This window comes from Streptomyces sp. NPDC002776, assembly GCF_053592195.1.
In genome coordinates this window covers 404,138-426,984 of record NZ_JBSFVG010000001.1, presented here as the reverse complement: position 1 = coordinate 426,984, position 22,847 = coordinate 404,138, and the positions used below count along the sequence as shown (strand labels likewise).

At 71.0% G+C, this 22,847-nt stretch carries 19 protein-coding genes; 14 read left to right on the top strand and 5 right to left on the bottom strand.

Going from position 1 to position 22,847, the window contains the following annotated elements:
* Positions 1–18: 18 nt before the first annotated feature.
* From ACWD11_RS01950 to ACWD11_RS01940, 3 genes are all read right to left on the bottom strand, one after another.
* Positions 19–1,005: a hypothetical protein gene (locus ACWD11_RS01950; RefSeq protein ID WP_451280698.1), complete on the bottom strand. Its 987-nt coding sequence runs from the start codon at positions 1,003–1,005 to the stop codon at positions 19–21.
* 140 nt (positions 1,006–1,145) lie between these two features.
* Positions 1,146–2,480, bottom strand: a complete 1,335-nt coding sequence (locus ACWD11_RS01945; protein ID WP_389415281.1) for an alpha-2,8-polysialyltransferase family protein — start codon at positions 2,478–2,480, stop codon at positions 1,146–1,148.
* Positions 2,480–3,466: a glycosyltransferase family 2 protein gene (locus ACWD11_RS01940; RefSeq protein WP_389415280.1), complete on the bottom strand. Its 987-nt coding sequence runs from the start codon at positions 3,464–3,466 to the stop codon at positions 2,480–2,482. The genes ACWD11_RS01945 and ACWD11_RS01940 overlap by 1 nt, the downstream gene beginning before the upstream one ends.
* A gap of 198 nt (positions 3,467–3,664) precedes the next feature.
* Here ACWD11_RS01940 and ACWD11_RS01935 point away from each other — a divergent pair, with 198 nt between their 5' ends.
* The 14 genes from ACWD11_RS01935 (at position 3,665) to ACWD11_RS01870 (ending at position 20,501) form a co-directional block, all read left to right on the top strand.
* Entirely contained in the window at positions 3,665–5,011 is a 1,347-nt protein-coding gene (locus ACWD11_RS01935; protein ID WP_389415279.1) for a DUF6716 putative glycosyltransferase, read from the top strand.
* Positions 5,012–5,085: 74 nt separating this feature from the next.
* Positions 5,086–6,312, top strand: coding sequence for a cytidylyltransferase domain-containing protein (locus ACWD11_RS01930; RefSeq protein ID WP_389415278.1), 1,227 nt, complete (start codon positions 5,086–5,088; stop codon positions 6,310–6,312).
* A gap of 14 nt (positions 6,313–6,326) precedes the next feature.
* Positions 6,327–7,268, top strand: a complete 942-nt coding sequence (locus ACWD11_RS01925; RefSeq protein ID WP_389415277.1) for an N-acetylneuraminate synthase family protein — start codon at positions 6,327–6,329, stop codon at positions 7,266–7,268.
* Between the two features lie 47 nt (positions 7,269–7,315).
* Positions 7,316–8,389 carry a hypothetical protein gene (locus ACWD11_RS01920; protein ID WP_389415276.1) on the top strand — a complete coding sequence of 358 codons (1,074 nt, stop codon included), beginning with the start codon at positions 7,316–7,318 and terminating at the stop codon, positions 8,387–8,389.
* 90 nt (positions 8,390–8,479) lie between these two features.
* Complete coding sequence (locus ACWD11_RS01915; RefSeq protein WP_451281127.1) at positions 8,480–10,015, top strand: PH domain-containing protein; 1,536 nt, start codon at positions 8,480–8,482, stop codon at positions 10,013–10,015.
* 219 nt (positions 10,016–10,234) lie between these two features.
* Positions 10,235–11,458 (top strand): M20 family metallopeptidase, encoded by a 1,224-nt coding sequence (locus tag ACWD11_RS01910; RefSeq protein WP_389415275.1) that lies wholly within the window; start codon positions 10,235–10,237, stop codon positions 11,456–11,458.
* A gap of 258 nt (positions 11,459–11,716) precedes the next feature.
* Complete coding sequence (locus ACWD11_RS01905) at positions 11,717–12,766, top strand: BMP family lipoprotein (protein WP_389415274.1); 1,050 nt, start codon at positions 11,717–11,719, stop codon at positions 12,764–12,766.
* 277 nt (positions 12,767–13,043) lie between these two features.
* Complete coding sequence (locus tag ACWD11_RS01900) at positions 13,044–14,090, top strand: BMP family lipoprotein (RefSeq protein ID WP_389415273.1); 1,047 nt, start codon at positions 13,044–13,046, stop codon at positions 14,088–14,090.
* Between the two features lie 212 nt (positions 14,091–14,302).
* On the top strand, positions 14,303–15,871 hold the full coding sequence (locus ACWD11_RS01895) for an ABC transporter ATP-binding protein (protein WP_389415272.1): 1,569 nt from the start codon (positions 14,303–14,305) through the stop codon (positions 15,869–15,871).
* The gene (locus tag ACWD11_RS01890; protein WP_389415271.1) at positions 15,871–16,992 is read left to right on the top strand and encodes an ABC transporter permease; all 1,122 of its coding nucleotides are present in this window, start codon (positions 15,871–15,873) and stop codon (positions 16,990–16,992) included. The genes ACWD11_RS01895 and ACWD11_RS01890 overlap by 1 nt, the downstream gene beginning before the upstream one ends.
* Complete coding sequence (locus tag ACWD11_RS01885) at positions 16,989–18,266, top strand: ABC transporter permease (RefSeq protein ID WP_389415270.1); 1,278 nt, start codon at positions 16,989–16,991, stop codon at positions 18,264–18,266. Before ACWD11_RS01890 ends, ACWD11_RS01885 begins: the two co-directional genes overlap by 4 nt.
* Positions 18,263–18,661: a cytidine deaminase gene (locus ACWD11_RS01880; RefSeq protein ID WP_451280692.1), complete on the top strand. Its 399-nt coding sequence runs from the start codon at positions 18,263–18,265 to the stop codon at positions 18,659–18,661. Before ACWD11_RS01885 ends, ACWD11_RS01880 begins: the two co-directional genes overlap by 4 nt.
* Before the next feature lie 79 nt (positions 18,662–18,740).
* Positions 18,741–20,024 carry a thymidine phosphorylase gene (locus ACWD11_RS01875; protein ID WP_451281125.1) on the top strand — a complete coding sequence of 428 codons (1,284 nt, stop codon included), beginning with the start codon at positions 18,741–18,743 and terminating at the stop codon, positions 20,022–20,024.
* Positions 20,025–20,114: 90 nt separating this feature from the next.
* Positions 20,115–20,501, top strand: coding sequence for an STAS domain-containing protein (locus ACWD11_RS01870; protein ID WP_389415268.1), 387 nt, complete (start codon positions 20,115–20,117; stop codon positions 20,499–20,501).
* Here ACWD11_RS01870 and ACWD11_RS01865 read toward each other — a convergent pair.
* Both ACWD11_RS01865 and ACWD11_RS01860 read right to left on the bottom strand, forming a co-directional pair.
* Positions 20,385–21,398 carry a sigma-70 family RNA polymerase sigma factor gene (locus ACWD11_RS01865; protein WP_389415267.1) on the bottom strand — a complete coding sequence of 338 codons (1,014 nt, stop codon included), beginning with the start codon at positions 21,396–21,398 and terminating at the stop codon, positions 20,385–20,387. The genes ACWD11_RS01870 and ACWD11_RS01865 overlap by 117 nt on opposite strands.
* Before the next feature lie 111 nt (positions 21,399–21,509).
* Positions 21,510–22,802 (bottom strand): MFS transporter, encoded by a 1,293-nt coding sequence (locus tag ACWD11_RS01860; protein ID WP_451280689.1) that lies wholly within the window; start codon positions 22,800–22,802, stop codon positions 21,510–21,512.
* Between the last annotated feature and the right edge of the window lie 45 nt (positions 22,803–22,847).

Below are 22,847 nucleotides of genomic sequence, written 5' to 3'. Positions count from 1 at the left end.
GGGGCCCACCCTCCTTTCTCAGCGTCCGGCGACCTTCCGGGCCACCCGGGTCAGCAGCGAGCCGCCCTTGCCGCCGCCGTCCTTCTCGTACGCCGTCCTCAGCTGCGCGAAGTGGTCGGCGCGAGTCCGGGCGAGGTACTCGTCGCCGGTCAGCTTCCGCGCGATGGACCAGGCCTGCCGGTGCCGCCCCTCGTAGTGCGCCACGTACGCCTTCGCCAGCTCCAGCACCGACTTGAAGGGGATGCCGCCGGTGTGGTCGCGGTCGATGCGCTCCTGCACGGCCGAGATCAGCTTCAGCTTCTCGTCGAGGGTCCAGGCGTCCTCGGAGATCCTCCGGAGCACGTCCTCGGGGATCGGCCGGGTCACCTCGAAGGCGAGCGTGGAGCGGATCGGCGGCCCGGCGATCTCGATGTACGGCAGCAGCGCGCCCGTGCTGTGGTGCAGCCACGGCAGCCGGGGCCCGGCGAAGTCCTGGTGCAGCACGACGGAGCCGGGGCGCAGCCGGGTCAGGAAGCGCTCGGAGACACAGCGGAAGACCCGGGCCGTCTTGGCGATGTCGATGTGCAGGAACTCGATCGGGCTGGTGTCGTCCGGATCCGAGGTCTGCCAGATGTCACCGGCGTGGATCTCCAGGAACGGCAGGAAGGGCGCCAGCCGCTCGGTGAAGTCGTCGAGGAACGAGCTGTCGCCGTCCGCGGGCTTCGTACCGGCCGTGAAGAACTTCTCGGTGGCGAAGGTGCCCTTGCCGACGTGGAAGAAGTCGTACGCGTGCAGCCGTCCCGTCCTCTCGTCGAACACGGGGCTGTCGCGCAGCCCGAGCGCGAGCGCGTAGGTGGAGCCGCCGCCGCCCGAGCCCAGCTCCACGAGCCGGTCCTCGCCGGTGAGGCGATGGCGCCCCAGCAGGTACAGGAAACGCAGCTCCCAGGAGCTCACCTGGGAATAGGGCAGGTCGTCAGGCAGCTTCACGCCGTCGAGCATGGGGTACAGCCGGCCGAGGTGCGTCATGAGGGCCTCACGGGGTGGGAGGGGGCGGCGTTCCGTGATCCTAGAGATTCGAACGCCGCCCACACCATGGATTCATCGGTTTCACCCGACGCTGTGCCACCGTTTCCTCGGCCTTTCCCGGTAGTTCACCGGGTATTGGCTCAGCGGCGCACCGCCTTCTTCAGGGCCTTGGCCCGGCGTACCACCCGGCGGGCCGTGGAGTTGCGCGGCAGGAACGACAGCCGCTCCGGAATACCGCCGGGCAGACCCAGCGAGGTGAGCCGCTTGCGCTTGAAGTAGCGCTGGGTGCGCAGCGCGAAGTGCTCCGCGAGGTACCGCTCGGCGGCGGGCCGCAGGGTCGGGTAGATCTGCGGCTGCATGGTGAACCCTATGGCGGCGACCAGCGCGCCCAGCGTCCGTGCCGGGACGGTCTCCTCGCCCTCGCGGTTCTCCAGATCCGGCAGCACCGCGTCCGCCAGCACCGCGGGGATGCGGTTGCTGTTCTGGTACGGCGTCAGCCGGTCCAGCAGCGGCTCGGTGCCGATCCGGGCGACCGGCAGGTCGTAGAGGGCGGACGCGGTGAACAGCGCGGTCGAGAAGCAGCCGACGACCAGGCCGGGGCGGGACTTCTCGAACAGCACCTCGGCGAGCACCGGCGAGTCCAGCACGGTGAGTTCGACGCCCAGCCGCTCGGCCTCGGTCTCCAGGGCGCGGCTGTAGCGGGCCGGTGCCGTGGGGTGCGGCTTGAACACGATCGCCCGGTGCCCGCGCTGCACCGCCCCGCGCATCATCCGGACGTGCAGCTCCTCCTCCGCCTCCGGGGTGAGGATGTTCAGCGCGGAGAGGTACTGCCCCAGCAGCAGTGCGGAGTTGTCCGGGAAGACCGGCAGCTCCTCGACGGCGCCCGCGAGTTCGCCCATCACCTTCAGGAAGGCCGTGCCCGGCACGACCTCGGCGGGCACGTCGAACTCGGTGAGCAGCAGGGGGGTGAGGCCCGGCACCAGGTCCAGGTGGAGCAGGCGCCGGACGCGGGTGCCGACCAGCGGGTCGAGCTTGTTGCGGGTGGGGCCGTAGCTCATCAGGCCGTCGGCGTAGACGTGCAGCGGGGCGCCGGTGAAGATCTGGGCGAGCGCCAGCGCCGGGTTGACCTGGATGGACTCCAGGACGATCTCCACGTCGTCGTCGCCCAGGCCCCACAGCAGCCGCAAGTACCGCTCGAACAGCGGGATGTCGTCGGTGCGCGGCGCCCAGGCCCCGGGGTGGAACGGCCGGATGGCCTCGTTGAACGAGATCACCCCGTCGAAGTGGTCCCGCAGCGACTCGAACCCCGGCATCTCGTCCACCGCCACAGTGGTCTCCGGGGTCGCGGAGTTGTTGAACACGAGCAGCAGCCGGCGGTCCGCCTCGGCGAAGCACTCCGAGTCCAGCGCGGCGGCCAGGGTGGCGGCGCCGTAGAGCGTGGAGACGCAGAAGATCTGGGTGGTGTTACGGGACATCACGCGGCCGCCTTCGCAGTGGTGGCCCGGCGCCGCAGCCGGCGCAGCTTGCTGGCCCGGCGCAGGTCCATGGTTTCGAGCACGTCCCCGAGCGCGTCCTGCGGCATCCGCCTTATGGCCGCCGCGCTCAGCGCGCGCAGTTGCTTGGCCACGGCCGGTTCCCACTTGGACTCGTCCGAGAGGTGATGCGCGATGATCGCACAGTAGGTGCGTACCGCCTTGGGCAGCAGCTGGTCGGCCTCCCGGTCAGCCGCAGTTTCCTCGATGACCTGATCGAAGGCGCGGATGAAGTCGAGTTGACGGATGTCACCGATCTGGGTGAGAGAACCGGCGACGCCCCGGCGGTAGAAGACGCCGAGCAGGCTCACGACGGCGAACGACTCGGCCTCGCGGTGCAGCTTCCAGATCCACGGCCGGTCCTCGGCGGTGCGCAGTCCGTCGGTGAAGTGCAGCAGGCCCTTGTCCAGCAGCCGCCGGTGGTAGGCGCCGGCCCAGGCGTAGGCGTAGTCGACGGAGGTCGTCCGGTCGGCGGGCAGGATCGCCGCCCGCGGGTCGAGGACCTCGCCCCGGCGGCCGTGCGGTACCCGGTGCACCGAGCGGGCGCGTGCGTGGGCCTGGACGTGGTCCGTCCGGACGAAGTCGCAGCCCAGCTCCTCGATGGCGCCCACCAGTTCGGTGAAGTAGCCGGGCGCGAGCCAGTCGTCGCCGTCGAGGAAGGTCAGATATTCGCCGGTCGCGGCGTCCAGACCGGTGTTTCGGGCGGTGGCCAGACCTCCGTTCACTTCATGGCGGAGGTAACGCACTTGTGCGACTTCCGAGAGTTGCTCGGCCGCTCGTTCGAGAATGGCGGGAGTTTCATCCTTCGAACAGTCGTCCACAAGAATGAACTCGAAGTCGCTCCGGGCGTTCGCACGAAGGCTCCTGAGGGTGTCCGGGGCGTATTGCTGCACGTTGTAGAACGGCACGATCACGGAAAGCTTTGGCACCTGAGAAAGGTTAGAAGGGTGCTCGGCAGTGGAACTGGACGGCGCGCGTACGGCGGGTGAACTCAGTGTGTCGGAACGGTGCATGCCATGTACTTCCCGGGTTCTGACGGGCCAGTTCGGCTCGCGGTGGGATGTTGTTAACTTTTCGTTGTTTCGCGGTTGGGCTATACCTAGGAAATGCTTCCTAGCGTCATCTTCGTGCCAGCAAGTACAACGAAGCCGCCGCGTATCGCCGTCCTCGCGGACTCCGACACCCGCTGGAAATGGGGTGCGCTGACGGCGGGCCGCATCGCCCCGGGCCCGTCCATGGAAGCCGGAGCGGAAGGGGACACGCAAGTCGCCCCTTCCCTCGATGGATTCCTGTTGCGCGGCCGGGCCACGCCGACCGCCCGTCAACTGGCGGAAGTCGGCGTGCAGGCCGCCTCGATGCGCGAGGTGACCACGGTGGAATTCCTGCGCACGATGGCCGACGAGGAGTACGACATCCTCGTCCTGGCCCTCGTCGGCGGTGGTGTCCAGGCTGTGCTGCACGGACTGAAGAGGGTCTGGGAGGGCCGCGACAAGCGCCCCGTCGTCGTCACCGGCTACGTCGGCGTCGTCTACGAGAAGCTCGCCGACGGCCTGCTGCTGCGGCATGGTGCCGACCTCGTCCTCGCCAACTCCCGCCAGGACGCCGAGCGGTTCCGCGCGGTCTACGAGGGGGTCGGCGCCGACGCCTCGGCGGTGACGGAGGTGGCGCTGCCGTTCCTCGGCGGCGCGCCCTACGAGGGGGAGCACGACCCGTACACGGTCGTCTTCGCCGCGCAGCCCTCCGTCCCCGAGAGCCGCAAGGACCGTACGTACCTGCTGAACCGCCTGGTCCGGCACGCGCGGCTGCACCCCGAGCGCGAGGTGCTGCTCAAGCTGCGCTCCAAGCCGGGCGAACACACCACGCACATCGAGGAGTTGCCCTACCAGAAGCTGGTGCAGAAGCTGGACGTACCGGCCAACTTCCGGCTGGTGTACGGCCACATGGGCGAGGTCCTGGACCGTACCGACCTGCTGGTCACGGTCAGCTCGACGGCCGCGCTGGAGTCCCTGCACCGGCGGATCCCCACCGTCGTGCTCACCGACCTCGGGGTGCGCGAGACGCTCGGCAACCACCACTTCGTCGGCTCCGGCTGCCTCGCCTCCTGGGACCAGCTGGACGAGGGACACCGTCCGGTCCCCGACGAGCAGTGGGTGGCCCGCCAGGGCGTCGCGGCGGACGGCGGGTACGAGACCGCCTTCGACGCGGCGCGCGAGCGGATCGCCAAGTTGCGGGCCCTGCCCGGCGGGCTGGCTCCGCTGACCCCGTACTACACGCCCGCGACGGCGCCGGGCTACCTGCCCGGCATCCTCGCCCGCCACCATCTCGGGCCCGACGGCAGTCCGCTGCCGGGCGCTCCCGCGCACGACAGGGACCCGGGGCCGGTCCGGCAGATCGTGCGCCGGGCCGCCCGTGGTGCCTATCGGCACGGGGTGCAGCGGGTGGCGCCCGTCATCCGGCGGATGGGGGAGCTGTGAGCGGTCGTCCGCTGTCCGCCGCGCCGTCCGGGCCCGCCGCCCTCCGTACCTCCGCGAATCCTGGAGCGCAATCCATGTCCGACTCCCCGGCGGACGCCGCCTTCGTGCGCCGCGTGCTCGCCGTCATTCCCGCCCGCGGCGGCTCCAAGGGCGTGCCCGCGAAAAACCTCGCCCCGGTCGGCGGGGTGCCCCTGGTGGCGCGTGCGGTGCGCGAGTGCCTGGCCACCCGGCTGGTGACCGACGTCGTGGTCTCCACCGACGACCAGGCCATCGCCGCCGCCGCCCGTGAGGCCGGCGCCGAGGTGGTGCTGCGCCCCGCGGCCATCGCCGGTGACACGGCCACCTCCGAGGCGGCCGTCCTGCACGCCATGGACACCCACGAGGCGCTGCACGGCGCGCCGGTCGACGTGGTCATGCTGGTCCAGTGCACCAGCCCCTTCGTGATCCGCGAGGACATCGACGGGGTCGCGGCGGCCGTCGTCGAGAACGGCGCCGACACCGCCGTCACCGTGGCCCCCTTCCACGGCTTCGTCTGGCGCGACGCCGAGGAGCCCGCCGACGGCGGCGTCGGCGTCAACCACGACAAGTCCTACCGCCCGCGCCGCCAGGACCGTCCCCAGGACTACCTGGAGACCGGCGCCGCCTACGCGATGGACGCGGCCGGGTTCCGGACCCACAACCACCGCTTCTTCGGCCGGACCGAACTCGTCCGCACCGACCCCGCGCGCGTGCTGGAGATCGACGACCCGCACGACCTCGCACGCGCCCGCGCCCTCGCGCCGCTGTTCGACGCGGACCGCCCCGGCGCGCTGCCGACCGCCGCCGACATCGACGCGGTCGTCCTGGATTTCGACGGCACCCAGACCGATGACCGGGTGCTGATCGACACCGATGGAAAGGAGTTCGTCTCCGTGCACCGCGGGGACGGCCTCGGCATCGCCGCCCTGCGCAGGAGCGGCCTGACGATGCTGATCCTCTCCACGGAGCAGAACCCTGTGGTCGCCGCCCGGGCCCGGAAGCTCAAGATCCCGGTCCTGCACGGCATCGACCGCAAGGACCTCGCACTGAAGCAGTGGTGCGAGGAGCAGGGCATCGCGCCTGAGCGCGTGCTCTACGTCGGCAACGACGTCAACGACCTCCCGTGCTTCGCCCTCGTGGGCTGGCCCGTGGCGGTCGCGAGCGCCCACGACGTCGTGCGCGGCGCCGCACGCGCGGTCACCACCGTCCCGGGTGGCGACGGCGCGATCCGAGAGATCGCCAGCTGGATCCTCGGCCCCTCTCTCGACTCCCTCACCAAGTAAGGACAGTTCACGCCATGAGCACCAACTCCCGTCTCCGTACGTTCGGTTCCTCCCGCCTGGCCGGCCCCGGTCAGCCCGTCTACATCTGCGGCGAGATCGGCATCAACCACAACGGCGAGCTGGAGAACGCCTTCAAGCTGATCGACGTGGCGGCCGAGGCCGGCTGCGACGCGGTCAAGTTCCAGAAGCGCACCCCCGAGATCTGCACCCCGCGCGACCAGTGGGACATCGAGCGCGACACCCCCTGGGGCCGCATGACCTACATCGACTACCGCCACCGGGTGGAGTTCGGCGAGGACGAGTACCGCCAGATCGACGAGTACTGCAAGTCCAGGAACATCGCCTGGTTCGCCTCCCCGTGGGACACCGAGGCCGTCGCCTTCCTGGAGAAGTTCGACGTCCCCGCCCACAAGGTGGCCTCCGCCTCGCTGACCGACGACGAGCTGCTGCGCGCCCTGCGCGCCACCGGCCGCACGGTCATCCTCTCCACCGGTATGTCCACCCCGAAGCAGATCCGCCACGCGGTCGAGGTCCTCGGCTCGGACAACATCCTGCTCTGCCACGCCACGTCGACCTACCCGGCCAAGGCCGAGGAGCTCAACCTGCGCGTGATCAACACCCTCCAGGCCGAGTACCCGAACGTCCCGATCGGCTACTCCGGCCACGAGACGGGCCTGCAGACCACCCTCGCGGCGGTCGCCCTGGGCGCCACCTTCGTCGAGCGCCACATCACCCTCGACCGCGCCATGTGGGGCTCGGACCAGGCCGCCTCGGTGGAGCCGCAGGGCCTCACCCGCCTGGTGCGCGACATCCGCACGATCGAGTCCTCCCTCGGCGACGGCGTCAAGAAGGTCTACGACTCCGAGCTGGGCCCGATGAAGAAGCTGCGCCGCGTCCAGGGTGTCGTCGCCGAGGCGGAGATCGCCGCGGCCGCGGGCGAGCCGCTGTCGGTCTGACCCACCACCCTTCCCCGATCCTCCTACGACGGGACGGTCGTACGTAGATGAGCCCCCGCGCCGGGAACGCCGGCTCCCGCACTCTCGCGTTCGTCGAGAGTCCGGTACAGCTGCTCAACGTGCTGGAGTGGGCGCATGCCCAGGAGCAGGCGCTCGGCGCGGGGCTCACCCTGGTGGTCCTCTCCCCGATCGATCCGATGACCCGCGGCCAGCTGCGACGCATGTCGGAGCTGGCCCGCGAGGAGGGGCACGAGGTCCGCTGGGAGGAGGCGCGCAGCGGCGCGACGGCGCCCTTCCAGACGATCGCGGGCCTGGCGGGCACCCTGCGCCGGGCACCCCGCGTGGTCCTCGGGGACCCCTTCTCCCGCTACGTCCAGCTGCTGCTGACGATCACCCGGGCCCGTGACCTGGTGGTGGTCGACGACGGCACGGCGACGATGGAGTTCGTCGCCCAGCTGGCCCGCGGCGAGCGCCTGGTGCGCTGGCACCGCAAGGGCGGCCGCCGCGGCCCCCGGGACCTGCTCCTGACCCCGGTCTCCTCGGTGGCCCGCCGCCGGCTGACGCCCGGGGAGGACCGCAGGGTCGAGATCTTCTCCTCCATGCCGATGGAGGAGACCCTGCCGGGCCTGGCGGTGTCGGCGAACGACTTCGCCTGGACCCGTGCCCGCTTCGGCCCGCCGCGCATCGGCAAGGGCGCGGACCTGGTCGGCACCTCGCTGGTGGAGACCGGCGTGGTGGACGCCGAGCGCTACGTGGAAGCGGTCCGCACCCTCGCCAAGGCGCACGGCGCCACCCGCTACTTCGCCCACCGCCGCGAGAGCACGGAGAAGCTCCACCGCCTCGCGGTCGAGACCGGGCTGGAGATAGTCCGCCCGGACCTCCCCCTCGAACTGATCGCCCGCCGGGGCCCGATCGGCAGGACGATCCTGAGCTTCCCGTCCACGGTCGTCCACACCCTCCCCCTGGCCCTGGCCGGCACCGATGTGAAGGTCGCGGTCTGCGACATCGACCCCACCTGGCTGACCGACCACGCCTCCCCCCGGGCGCAGGGCTTCCTGTCCGGGGTCACGGGCTCGGCGAAGGACGTCCACCGGCTGGCGGCGGTGACGACGGCGGTCTAGCCGGGCACGCGAGCCGGCAGGAACGCCTCTCCTGCGCCACGGGCTCCCGCACTCGCCTGGGACCCGTGCAATATGGCCGCTGTGAACGGTGTGAACAGTGGTGATGACCTCGTCTTCCGGTCCCGCCGGCGGCGGGGCCTGCGGGTCGTCGTGGGGATCATGGCGGCCGGAGCCGTGCTCGCCGCCCTCGCCCTCGCCCTCGGCGGTCCGGTTCCGCTCGCCGGTGTCGGCGCGCTGTGCCTCGGCCTCGGTCTCGCCGCGCTGCGCCTCGCCACCGCGGAGGTCCGCGCCGGTGCCCGCGGCATCCGCGCCCGGCGCCGGGCCGTGCCCTGGCCGGACGTCGCCGAGCTGCGGATCCGGGTGAAGACCTGGCCCCGGGGCGAACAGTCCCGGCACGTCCTGCTGGTGCTGCGCGACGGGTCCGAGCGGCAGCTGCCGCAGCCCGTGGCATGGAGCGAGCCCGACACCGACTTCGACACCGGCCTGGACGCCCTGCGCGCCCTGCACCGCCGTCACGGAGCCCCCGAGTCGGACCACCTCGTCGTCGTCTCCCAGCGCACCGCCGGCCGCGGCTCGGTCTGGGTCCCCGTGCTGTGCGTCCTGCTGCTCGCGGGAGCGGGCCTCGCCGCCTGGCTCGTCCCGCACGTCGACGCCGACCGCCGGGAGTGGCGGGCGGCCGCTCCGTGCACCGCCACGACCCCCGCCGAGGACCGGCGCGAGTGCCTGACGCGCATCCCGGCCGTGATCGAGCGCACCGAACAGGACGGGCCGCGACGCGGCAGCCTCCTGTACTTCGCCGACGACCGGCCGATCGACCGGCTGACGGTGTCGCGCGAGGCCGCTCAGGAGTTCGAGCCCGGCGACCGGGTCGAGCTCACCGCCTGGCGCGGCGAGGTGATGGAGGTCGCCGGGAGCCGTCACGTCTGGCGCCAGCACGTCCCCGTCCCCGGCGACCTGGCCGCCGTAGCGGCCGTACTCGCCCTCGCCGCGGGCTACCCCGGGACCCTGACGCTGATGCGGCTGCGCGGGCGCCGCCTCCCCGCCGGCGAGGTCCTTCCGCCCGCCCTGCCCTTCGCGGCCGTCCTCGTCGGAACCGGGGCGTGGCTGCTGCCGCTGTGCCACCGCCACCCCACGACCCTCTTCGGCACCCCGAGGACCGTCGCCTGGGCCGCCGCGGGCACCGCCGCGACCCTCGCCATGGCCGCCTGGGCCTGGCGGGCCACCCGGGTCCGACCCCCGCAGGGGAATGCCCCGGAGGAGGAGCGGGAGGAGGAGCGGGAGGAGGTCTTCCTGCCCGCCCGCTTCCTGGAGGTCACCGACTACAACCCGCACGGCTTCGGCACCCACATCGCCCTGGGCGGCGACCGGCCGCCCGCGGTGACCCCCGGCCCGGGCCGGTTCGCGGCGCGGACCCTCCCCGTGCGGCGGCTCACCGTCAAGGAGGTGCGCCGGGTCCGGGGCACCGACGGCGACACCGTGCCCCGGAGCTGGCACACCGCCGACCTCGACGACGCCGGCACCCCCGTCCGCCTGGCCGCCGCCCCGGCCGACCTGGCCCGCATCCTGCGCGCTGTCGAGGCTGCACAAACGCTCGAGGACGCCTCGACGCCGGCTTCCGACAGATGAACAGAACCGACAGGACTGTCCGCGGCGTGGTAAGGGTTGGTAGGAGAGCGGATGAGTAATCATGATCGACTCGCTCGGAAAAGAGCGGGAGTTTACCCATCCCAGACCACGCCTATGCGCCTGGCGGTCAGTTTTTCTTCCCCTAACGGGCTGAACTTTTGTTGATCGAGGGTCAGTTGACCACCCGGGCGTCCTACCCTTCAGAGGGTGAAGCACTTGATGTCCGTAGAGTCCGAGGCCGATCTCCGCGTCGAAGCCGGGGAAGCGTCGCTTCCCGGCACGCTCCCCGAGGCGCTGCGTGCCGAACTCGTCGCGTTCCGCCGTGACTTGCACATGCACCCCGAGCTCGGCAACCAGGAGTTCCGTACCACCGCCGCGATCAAGGAGCGGCTGGAGAAGGCGGGCCTGAAGCCGCGGGTGCTCCCCGCGGGGACCGGGCTCGTGTGTGACATCGGCAACTGGGACGACGGGCTGCCCGCGCTCGCCCTGCGGGCCGACATCGACGCCCTGCCCATCCCGGACGCCAAGACCGACTGCCCGTACCGCTCGACCGTGCCCGACCGGGCGCACGCCTGCGGACACGACGTGCACACCACCGTGGTGCTCGGCGCCGGCCTGGTCATGGCCGACCTGCACGGCAAGGGCCTGCTGCCCCGGCCGGTACGGCTGATCTTCCAGCCCGCCGAGGAGGTCCTGCCCGGCGGCGCCGCCGACGTCATCGAGAGCGGGGCGCTCGAAGGCGTCGGCCGGATCCTCGCCGTGCACTGCGACCCCCGGGTGGACGCCGGGCGGGTCGGTCTGCGCGAGGGCCCGATCACCTCCGCCTGCGACCGTCTGGAGATCGCGCTGGGCGGCCCCGGCGGCCACACCGCGCGCCCGCATCTGACCACCGACCTGGTCACCGCCGTCGCCCGGGTGGTGACGGACGTCCCCGCGCTGGTCGCCCGGCGCGTGGACACCCGTAGCGGACTCGCCGTGACCTGGGGCCGGATCGAGTCCGGCCACGCGCCGAACGTCATCCCGCAGCACGCCGAGCTCTCCGGGACCGTGCGCTGCCTGGACATCGCCGCCTGGCGCCAGGCGCCGGACATCGTGGTCGCCGCGATCGACGAGGTCGCCAACCTGTACCGCGCCAAGTCCGAGATCAACTACGTCCGCGGGGTGCCGCCCGTCGTCAACGACCCCGGTGTCACCGAACTGCTCCGCGACGCGATGATCGCCCGCCGCGGCGCCGACTCCGTCGAGGGCACCGAGCAGAGCCTCGGCGGCGAGGACTTCTCCTGGTACCTGGAGCACGTGCCGGGCGCGATGGCCCGGCTCGGCGTCCGCACGCCGGGCGAGCGCACGGTGCGCGACCTCCACCAGGGTGACTTCGACGTGGACGAGCACGCGATCACGGTGGGCGTGGAGCTGTTCACGGCGGCGGCGCTGATCGACCTGTAGGGGGCACTCCGGTTGCGACCGGAGGCACCCGGGTGGAGCCTGGCCCCAGGGCGCTCAGCCATGCGCCCCGGCACTGACAGGCACACCGGGATGTCCAGGAATGCATATTTTCCGTCCAGTGGTTCACGGGGACGTAACCGGCCATCGGCACGAATGGATAACGGCCACGCGGTACCCCGTTCCCAGGAGTGTCTACGCGCGTTACTGTGCGCCGAACTCAGCACCCACTGCGGGGCTTGGAGAATGGGGAACTTCACGATGCGTCGGACATCCAAACTGACCCGTGTCGCGGTGGGGGTCGCGTCCATCGCGCTCGCTGCCACGGCCTGCGGCGGTACCAGCAGCGACGACAGCGACAGCGGCTCCTCCAAGGAGGACCTCGGCCTCGCGATCGCGTACGACATCGGCGGCAAGGGCGACCAGTCCTTCAACGACGCCGCGTACGCCGGTCTGGAGAAGGCCCAGAAGGAGTTCGGCTACAAGACGGCCGACATCGAGCCCACCGAGGGTGAGACGGACGCCGACAAGGAGCAGCGGCTCGCCTCCCTCGCCAAGCAGGGCTACAACCCGGTGATCGGCGTCGGCTTCGCCTACGGCCCCGCCATGGAGGCCGTGGCCGCGAAGTACCCGAAGACCACCTTCGGCATCGTCGACTCCGTGGTCGAGGGCGACAACGTCGCCTCCCTGGTCTTCGCCGAGGAGCAGGCCTCGTACCTCGCCGGTGTCGCCGCCGCCAAGGCCACCAAGACCAACACCGTGGGCTTCGTCGGCGGTGTGGACATCCCGCTGATCCACAAGTTCGAGGCCGGCTACAAGCAGGGTGTGCAGGACACCAACTCGAAGGTCAAGGTCATCTCGCAGTACCTGACCCAGACCGCCGAGGAGGGTGGCTTCTCCAGCCCCGACAAGGGCAAGGCCGCCGCCGAGGGCCAGATCGAGAAGAAGGCCGACGTCGTCTACCAGGCGGCCGGTCTCTCCGGTCAGGGCGTGATCGAGGCGGCCGCCAAGGCGAAGGTCTGGGCGATCGGCGTCGACTCCGACCAGTACCAGCAGGAAGCGCTCGGGGCGTACAAGGAGTACATCCTCACCTCCGCGCTCAAGGACGTCGGCGGCGCGGTCTACGCCCTCGCCAAGTCCGTCAACGACGACAAGCCGCTGACCGGCGTCCAGACCTTCGACCTGAAGGTGAACGGCGTGGGCCTCGCGGAGAGCAACCCGAAGATGGCCGAGATCGCGGGCCTGAGCGATGCCGTGGCCAAGGCCAAGGAAGGCATCACCGACGGCACCATCAAGGTCAAGACGGAGTAGTCCTCCGACCGGACCGGGTGGTCCGGATCGTCGAGCGGGCGGTGGGCACTGTGCCCCCGCCCGCTTCGGCGTTCCCGGGCAAGGTCACCCAACGCCACCTCTCCTTTGCGTTCGGCAAGCCTCCGGCCAGGGGTCGGGTGACGTTGGGCACGGGCGGATAACAAGGTGGACAGAAGGGGTTTTCAGGTTGGTCTACGCGCGTTAATCTGCGGCGAAGCCCAGCGCCGAAGCTGTGAAGCACTGTCCTCCGGCGCTTGTACGACTAGGAGCACCTCACATGCGCCGGATTTCCCGGATCACGGTCGCAGGCGCAGCGACCGCCTCTCTGGCCCTCGCGCTCTCCGCCTGCGGCGGCACCTCCTCCGAGAGCTCGTCCGAGTCGAAGGGCGACAAGGGCCTGGCCATCGCGTACGACGTCGGCGGCAAGGGCGACCAGTCCTTCAACGACGCGGCCTACGCGGGCCTGGAGCAGGCGAAGAAGGAGTTCGGCTACGAGACGCAGGACGTCGAGCCCACCGAGGGCGAGACGGACGCGGACAAGCAGCAGCGCCTGGAGTCGCTGGCCAAGCAGGGCTACAACCCGGTCGTGGGTGTCGGCTACGCGTACGCCGCCGCCGTCAAGGGCGCCTCGGAGAAGTTCCCGGACACCACCTTCGGCATCGTGGACGACTCCACGGTCGAGGCGAAGAACGTCGCCGACCTGGTCTTCTCCGAGGAGGAGGCGTCCTACCTGGCCGGCGTCGCCGCGGCCAAGAGCACCGAGTCGAACGTCGTCGGGTTCGTGGGCGGTGTGGACATCCCGCTGATCCACAAGTTCCAGGCCGGCTTCGAGCAGGGCGTCAAGGACACCAACCCCAAGGCGAAGGTCCTCTCCCAGTACCTCACGCAGACCGCGGAGGAGGGTGGCTTCTCCAGCCCCGACAAGGGGAAGACGGCCGCCGAGGGCCAGATCGAGAAGAAGGCCGACGTCGTCTACGCGGCCGCCGGTCTCTCCGGCCAGGGCGTCATCGAGGCCGCCGCCGCCAACAAGGTGTGGGCGATCGGTGTCGACTCCGACCAGTACCGGCAGGAAGCCCTCGCCAAGTACAAGGACTCGATCCTCACCTCGGCGATGAAGGACGTCGCCAAGGCGGTCTACAACCTGGCGAAGTCGGTCGAGGACGGCAAGCCCGAGACCGGTATCGTTCGTGGCGATCTGAAGACCGGCGAGGTGAGCCTGTCGAACTCCAACCCGAAGTTCGCGGACAACGCCGAGCTCCAGGAAGCCATCGAGACGGCCAAGGAGAAGATCATCAAGGGCGAGATCAAGGTCAAGTCGAGCTGACGATCAAGCAACACCCTGAGCAGCGTGTAACCGCGGGGTTACGTCCGCTCGACGGGGTACGGGGGGCCGGCTCCCCGTACCCCGTTGTCAGCGGTGCGTCGCCCCTTTGTATGCCGTAGGGGCGCTACGCGCGTAGACGACCCCCGTCCCCAGGAGAGTGCGCCATCAACGCGTCCAGCAGCCCTCCGGCCGACGCGGCGGTCAACGGTCAGGTGACCGCCGTCGAGCTCGCCGGGATCACGAAGCGATTCCCGGGCGTCGTGGCCAACCACGACATCCACCTCACCGTCCGCAAGGGCACCGTCCACGCCCTCGTCGGCGAGAACGGCGCCGGCAAGTCGACCCTGATGAAGATCCTCTACGGCATGCAGAAGCCGGACGAGGGCACCATCGCCATCGACGGCGAGCAGGTCACCTTCTCGTCCCCGGCCGACGCCATCGCCCGCGGCATCGGCATGGTCCACCAGCACTTCATGCTCGCCGACAACCTCACGGTCCTGGAGAACGTGGTCCTCGGCAGCGAGAAGCTGCACGGCATCGGCGCCAAGGCCCGCCGCCGGATCAAGGAGATCTCCGAGCGCTACGGCCTCGGCGTGCAGCCCGACCTCCTGGTCGAGGAGCTCGGGGTCGCCGCCCGCCAGCGCGTGGAGATCCTCAAGGTCCTCTACCGCGGCGCCACCACGCTGATCCTCGACGAGCCCACCGCCGTGCTGGTGCCGCAGGAGGTCGACGCGCTCTTCGACAACCTGCGCGAGCTCAAGGCCGAGGGCCTCTCCGTCATCTTCATCTCGCACAAGCTCGGCGAGGTGCTCTCCGTCGCCGACGAGATCACCGTCATCCGCCGCGGCACGACCGTCGGCACGGCCGTCCCCGCCGAGACGACCCCGCGTCAGCTCGCCGAGATGATGGTCGGCAGCGAGCTGCCCACCCCGGAGACCGCCGAGTCCACGGTCACCGACCGCCCGGTCATCACCGTCGACAAGCTGCGCCTCGAGGCGCCCGGCGGCAAGGCCCTGCTGGACGACATCAGCTTCACCATCCACGCGGGCGAGGTCCTGGGCATCGCCGGCGTCGAGGGCAACGGCCAGACGGAACTGGTCGACGCCCTCATCGGCCTCAAGAGCGCCGACTCCGGCACGATCAGCCTCGCCGAGGAGGAGATCACCGCCTGGACCACCCGCAAGCGCCGCGAGCAGGGCATCGGCTACATCCCCGAGGACCGCCACCGGCACGGTCTGCTCCTGGAGGCCCCCCTCTGGGAGAACCGCATCCTCGGCCATGTCACCGAAAAGCCCCTCGCCAAGGGCGTATGGCTGGACCCGAAGGCCGCGCAGGAGGACACCCGCCGCATCGTCGAGGCCTACGACGTCCGCACCCCCGGCATCGACGTCACCGCCGCCTCGCTGTCCGGCGGCAACCAGCAGAAGCTGATCGTCGGCCGCGAGATGAGCCACAGTCCGCGCTTCCTGATCGCCGCCCACCCCACCCGCGGTGTGGACGTCGGCGCCCAGGCCGCGATCTGGGACCACATCCGCGAGGCCCGCCGCGAGGGCCTGGCCGTGCTGCTGATCTCCGCCGACCTGGACGAGCTGATCGGCCTGTCCGACACCCTCCGGGTGATCTACAACGGCAAGCTGGTCGCGGACGCCGACCCGGCCACCATCACCCCGGAGGAGCTCGGCTCGGCGATGACCGGTGCCGCGACCGGCCACCTGGAGCACGAAGAAACCGCTGAAGACGCCCCTGAGTCTTCTGAGCCCGGCGAAGACGAGGCCCGCTGATGAAGAAGTTCGACAAGGAGCGCGTGCTCCTCGCGGTGGCCGGCCCGGTCATCGCGCTCGCCGTGGCCTTCGCGCTGAGCTCGGTGGTACTCATCGCCTCGGGCAAGAACCCGGTCGAGCCGTACACCCTGATGTTCGAGCAGGCCTCGTTCTCCGACATCCAGGTGCTGATCATCAACCAGGCCTCGATGTACTACATCGCGGCCCTCGCGGTGGCCATCGGCTTCCGGATGAACCTGTTCAACATCGGCGTCGACGGCCAGTACCAGCTCGCCGCCATGATGGCCGCCATCGTCGGCGCCCACGCCGACCTGCCGGCCGCGATCCAGGTCCCGCTGCTGCTCCTGACGGCCATCTGCACCGGCGCCTTCTGGTCCGGCATCGCCGGTGTCCTCAAGGTCACCCGGGGCGTCAGCGAGGTCGTCGCGACGATCATGCTCAACGCGATCGCGACCTCCGTCATCGCCTACCTGTGGCTGCCCGACGTCTTCGGTGTGAAGGTCGGCAACAACAACACCACCGGCGAGATGCACGAGTCCGGCTGGATCCCCGGCATCGACATGGGCGACGCGGGCGAGATCTACGGCCTGGTCATCCTCGCCGTGCTGCTCGGCATCGGCTACTGGGTCGTCCTCAACCGCACCCGCTTCGGCTTCGACCTGCGCGCCTCCGGCGCCTCCGAGTCCGCCGCCGCGGCCAGCGGTGTCGACCCCAAGCGCATGGTGCTCACGGCCATGCTGATCTCCGGCGCCATCGCGGGCCTGGCCGGTCTGCCGATCCTGCTCGGCGACACCCACACCTACAGCCTGAACTTCCCCACCGGCATCGGCTTCCTCGGCATCGGCATCGCCCTGCTCGGCCGGAACAGCCCGGTCGGCATCGCGTTCGCCGCGCTGCTGTGGGCCTGGCTCGACAAGGCCTCGCCCGAGCTGGACTTCCACGACTACGACAAGGAGATCGCGGTCATCATGCAGGGCCTGATCGTGCTCTCGGTCGTCGTCTCCTACGAAGCCGTCCGCGAGTGGGGCCTGCGCCGCCAGCAGCGCCGCGTCGGCGCGGAGCTCGCCGCCGGGCACGTGCTCGGCGCCGACAACAACACGAAGGAGGTGGCGGGCCGATGACCACCCCCCAGACCTCAGCGGTCGACGTCAACCAGCCCACGCTCCAGCCCGCCGCGCCCACCGGACGCCGCCTGTCGTGGCCCGTCCTGCTGCTGGTCATCGCCGGAGCCCTGGCGCTGACCTCCCTCGTCCGCATCATCACCGGCGCCGACGGCATCACCAACGTCAGCCAGATGTCCACCGCGCTCCAGCTCGCCGTGCCCATCGGCCTCGCCGGTCTCGGCGGTCTGTGGGCCGAGCGGGCGGGCGTCGTCAACATCGGCCTCGAAGGCATGATGATCCTCGGCACCTGGTTCGGCGCCTGGGCCGGCTTCCAGTGGGGCCCGTGGACCGGTGTCCTGGTCGGCATCATCGGCGGCTGCCTCGGCGGTCTGCTGCACGCCTTCGTCACCGTCACCTTCAACGTCAACCACATCGTCTCCGGTGTGGCGATCAACATCCTCGCCCTCGGCGCCACCCGCTACCTGGCCCCCCTCGCCTTCGTGGGCCACCAGGGCGGCTCCGCCAAGCAGTCCCCGGCGGTCGAATCGCTCGGCCACTTCACCGTGCCGGGGCTGTCCGACGGGCTCCGGGATCTGAACGACCAGGGCTGGTTCCTCATCTCGGACATCGCCGGACTGCTCGGCGGCCTGGTCACCAACGTGTCCTGGCTGACCCTGATCGCGGTCGCGCTGATCCCCGCCACCTGGTGGATCCTGTGGCGCACGGCGTTCGGTCTGCGGCTGCGCTCCTGCGGTGAGAACCCGATCGCCGCCGAGTCCCTCGGCGTGAACGTCTACAAGTACAAGTACATCGCCGTGATCATCTCCGGTGGTCTGGCCGGCCTCGGCGGCGCCTTCCTCTCCATCGTGGCCAACCCCTTCTATCTGGAGGGCCAGGTCTCCGGCCGCGGCTTCATCGGCCTCGCCGCGATGATCTTCGGCAACTGGATGCCGGGCGGCCTCGCCCTCGGCGCCGGTCTGTTCGGCTACACCGACAGCCTCAACCTGCGCGGCGGCTCGGAGAACGTCCACGCCCTGCTGCTGCTCGGCGCGCTGCTGCTGGTCATCGGCGCGATCTGGCTGGCGATCCGCAAGAAGTACACCGCCGCCGCGATCACCCTGCTCATCGGCGCCCTGGTCTTCGCCTGGTACGCGGGCACCAACGAGGTCCCGAACCAGGTCGTCTCGGCCACGCCGTACGTCATCACCCTGATCGTCCTCGCCCTGTCGGCCCAGCGCCTCAGGATGCCCAAGGCGGACGGTCTGCCGTACCGGAAGGGCCAGGGCAAGTGACGCCGGGCGACTTCGACTGGGACGCCCTGCGGGAGGTGGCGCGGGAGGCGATGAGCCACGCCTACGCCCCCTACTCGGGTTACCCGGTCGGCGTCGCGGCCCTCGTCGACGACGGCCGCACGGTCTCCGGCTGCAATGTGGAGAACGCCTCCTACGGCCTCGGCCTGTGCGCCGAGTGCGGTCTGGTCTCGGAGCTGCAGCGCACCGGGGGCGGCCGGCTCACGCACTTCACCTGCGTGGACGGCAGGGGCGAGATCCTCGTCCCGTGCGGCCGCTGCCGGCAGCTGCTGTACGAGTTCGGCGGGGCCGAGCTGCTGCTGGAGACACCGGCGGGGATCCTCCCGCTGTCGCAGATGCTGCCGCAGGCCTTCGGCCCGGGCCATCTCGCCAAGTAACTCCCGTGCGGCCCCTCTGAACCGCTTCAGGGGGGCCGCGCACTTTCTTGAGAACGTCGGAAGGAAAGCCATGGCTGTTGTGTTGTCGGACGCCATCTCCGTGATCCGCACCAAGCGGGACCGCGGTGAGCTCAGCGACGAGCAGATCGACTGGGTCATCGACGCGTACACCCGCGGCGAGGTCGCCGACGAGCAGATGTCCTCGCTCGCCATGGCGATCCTGCTCAACGGCATGAACCGGCGTGAGATCGCCCGCTGGACGGCCGCGATGATCGCGAGCGGCGAGCGCATGGACTTCTCGTCCCTGTCCCGTCCGACGGCCGACAAGCACTCCACCGGCGGCGTCGGCGACAAGATCACGCTGCCGCTGGCGCCCCTGGTGGCGGCGTGCGGCGCGGCCGTGCCCCAGCTCTCGGGCCGCGGCCTCGGCCACACCGGCGGCACGCTGGACAAGCTGGAGTCGATCCCGGGCTGGCGCGCGCTGCTGTCGAACGAGGAGATGCTGTCCGTCCTCGACACCACCGGCGCGGTGATCTGCGCGGCGGGCGACGGACTGGCCCCCGCGGACAAGAAGCTCTACGCGCTGCGGGACGTCACCGGCACGGTCGAGGCGATCCCGCTGATCGCCTCCTCGATCATGTCGAAGAAGATCGCCGAGGGCACCGGCTCGCTGGTGCTGGACGTGAAGGTGGGCACCGGCGCCTTCATGAAGACGATCGAGGACGCCCGTGAGCTGGCGTCCACGATGGTGGGCCTGGGCACGGACCACGGCGTGAAGACGGTCGCGCTCCTCACGGACATGGCGACCCCGCTGGGCCTGACCGCGGGCAACGCGCTGGAGGTCCGCGAGTCGGTGGAGGTCCTGGCGGGCGGCGGCCCCTCGGACGTGGTCGAGCTGACGATCGCGCTGGCCCGGGAGATGCTGGCGGCGGCGGGCATCCGCGACGCCGACCCGGCCAAGGCCCTCGCCGACGGCTCGGCGATGGACGTCTGGCGCCGGATGATCGCGGCGCAGGGCGGCGACCCGGACGCCGAACTGCCGGTCGCGAAGGAGCAGCACGTCATCACGGCGCCGGCGTCGGGCGTCCTGACCCGCCTCGACGCGTACGGCATCGGCGTGGCCGCCTGGCGCCTCGGCGCGGGCCGGGCCCGCAAGGAGGACCCGGTCCAGGCGGGCGCGGGCGTGGAGATGCACGCCAAGCCCGGCGACGCAGTCCGCGCGGGCCAGCCCCTGCTGACCCTGCACACCGACACCCCGGAACGCTTCGACTACGCGCTCCGGGCGGTGGAGGGCTCCTACGACATCGCAGCGCCGGGAACGGCCTTCACGGCGTCGCCGGTGGTGCTGGAACGCATCGCCTGACCCGGGGTTTCCCCTCAGGACGCACGGGACCGGCGGATTGCCGCCGGTCCCGTCGCCGTATCGGCGAAGCTGCTCATCCGCCGGCCCCCGATGAGTTCCGCGCGCCCGCCCGGTCTACCGGTTGTGGACGCCATGACACCCGCTGTACTCGTGCCGGCAGGACCCGTCACCAAGGACCAGGTGACCAGCCTGTGCGACGACGTGCGCGCACTGCTGGAGGGGTCCGGTGCCGGGGTGGTGGTCTGCGACGTCGGCGGCCTCGGCCCCCCGGGTCTGGGCGCCGTCGACCTGCTGGCGCGGCTCCAGCTGACCGCCCGGCGCTGCGGCGGCCGGATCCGGCTGCGCGACCCCGATCCGGCCCTACGCGCCCTTCTCGGCCTGGTCGGTCTCCGCTTCGAGGTGGAGGGGCAGCCCGAACAGCGGGAACCAGCGCTTGGTGTCGAGGAAGCAGTGGAAACCGGTGATCCGCCCGTCTGAGATCTCCAGCACCTGCACCGCCCACGCGGTGTAGCCGCCGGTCTCCTCGTCCGGCTTGTAGTGGGCGAAGCCGGGCAGGCCGTTGGCCTGGACGGGCCGCAGCCGGGAGTCGGCGCAGGAGGCACCGAGCGTGGTCATGAAGCCGGTGATGTCCGCCGGGCCGGCCAGCCACAGGTCGAACGGCGGCATCGTCATGATGGCGTCCTCGTGCAGCAGCGCCGTCAGTGCCGTCATGTCGTAGCCCTCGAAGGCCGCGACATAACGCTCCAGGAGCTTTTGCTGCTCCTCGTCCAGCGGGTTCGACACGGAGGCGTCCGCGCCCCGCTCCTCGCGCTCGGCCAGCGTGGCGCGGGCCCGCTGCAGGGCGCTGTTGACCGACGCGACCGAGGTGCCGAGCAGCTCGGCGACCTCGCTCGCCTTCCAGGCCAGCACCTCGCGCAGGATCAGCACCGCCCGCTGCTTGGGCGGCAGTTGCTGGAGGGCGGCCATGAAGGCCAGCCGCACGGACTCCTTGGCGACGGCCGCCTCGGCCGGGTCCTCCACCGTCGGCAGCACTCGGGCGTCGGGCATGGGCTCCAGCCAGGTGTGGTCGGGGCGGGGGGAGAGGGCGGCCTGGGCGAGCGGCGTGGCGTCGGTCAGGTCCATCGGGCGGGCCCGTTTGTTGCCCGCGGACAGCATGTCCAGGCAGACATTGGTGGCGATGCGGTACAGCCAGGAGCGGACGCTGGAGCGGCCCTCGAACTTGTCGTAGCTGCGCCAGGCCCGGACGAGGGTGTCCTGCACCGCGTCCTCCGCCTCGAAGGACGAGCCGAGCATCCGGTAGCAGTACCCGGTCAGTTCGACCCGGTGCCGCTCCAGTGTCTCGTCGAGGTCCGTCGTAGTCGCCGTGTTGCCCATCGTCCACCCACCCCTGTGGCCGTTCCTGTGTTGCACGCCTCATCGCGTCCAGCACTTCGGAAGCTACCGCAGCCCACTGACAATGGCGTGCGGAGTGGGGAAATGCGCAGGTCAGGCGGGTTTGCCGCAGGGCGGGAATCCGCGGGCCGCCAGCCGGGCCGCCCGGGTCCCGAGCACCGTGATCGCCACCACGCCGACGACCGCCAGCAGGCCCACCCCGACGGTCCCCGCCCAGCCGCCCGCGTGGAACGCGATCGCGCCGACCGTGCTGCCCGCGCTGGAGCCGATGTAGTACGCCGACTGGTACAGCGCCGACGCCTGAGCCCGCCCGTGCGTCGCCGTCTTGCTGACCGCCGAGGATGCCACCGCGTGGCCCGCGAAGAACCCGGCGGTGATCAGGACCAGGCCCAGCAGGACCAGCGGCAGGGAGTCGGCCAGCGACAGCAGCAGGCCCGCCGCCGTGGTGCCGCCCGCCGCGTACAGCGCGCCCCGGCGGCCCAGGCGGCCCACCAGCCGCCCCGCCGTCGACGCGGACACCGTGCCCACCAGGTAGACCAGGAAGATCGAGCCGACGATGCCCTGCGGCAGCCCGAACGGCGCCTCCGTCAGGCGGTAACCGATCACCGTGTACACCCCGCCGAACACCGTCATGAACAGCGCGCCGATCGCGTAGAGGCGGCGCAGCAGCGGGTCGGAGAGGTGGTCGCGGACCGTACCGGCGAGGACCCGCGGCTTCAGCGAGCCCGCCACGAAGTGCCGCGGCGCCGGCAGCAGCAGCCGGAACGCCACAGCGCAGGCCACCGCCAGCGCGCCGATCACCCCGACGGCCACCCGCCAGCCCCACTCCTGCGCGACCCAGCCGGTGATGACCCGGCCGCTCATACCCCCCACGCTGTTGCCCGCGACGAACAGACCGATCGCCGTGATCAGCGCCTTGGGGCGGACCTCCTCGGCCAGATAGGCGGTCGCCGACGCCGGCAGCCCGGCCAGCGCCGCGCCCTGCACCGCCCGCAGCACGACCAGGGCGGTCAGGTTCGGCGCGAAGGGCACCAGCAGGCCGAGGGTCACCGCGACCGCGAGCGACGCCGTCATGACCGTACGACGGCCGAAACGCTCCGACAGCGCGCTCATCGGGAGGACGAACAGCGCCAGACCGCCGGTCGCCGCCGCCACCGTCCAGCTCGCGTCGCTCGCCGTCACCCCGAACTCGCCGGAGATCAGCGGCAGCAGGGCCTGGGTGGAGTACAGGAGGGCGAAGGTGGCCACCCCCGCGAGGAAGAGGGCGAAGCTCATCCGGCGGTAGCCGGGGCCGCCCGGGGTCAGACGGGAGTCGGGGGAGTCGGCGGCGGGGACGGACGTGACGGCGCCCACGGTGGTGGACGCCCCGGTACTGGCGGGAGACATGACTCGACCGTACGAAGGCCGCACTCATCCGTCCAATGCATGGAA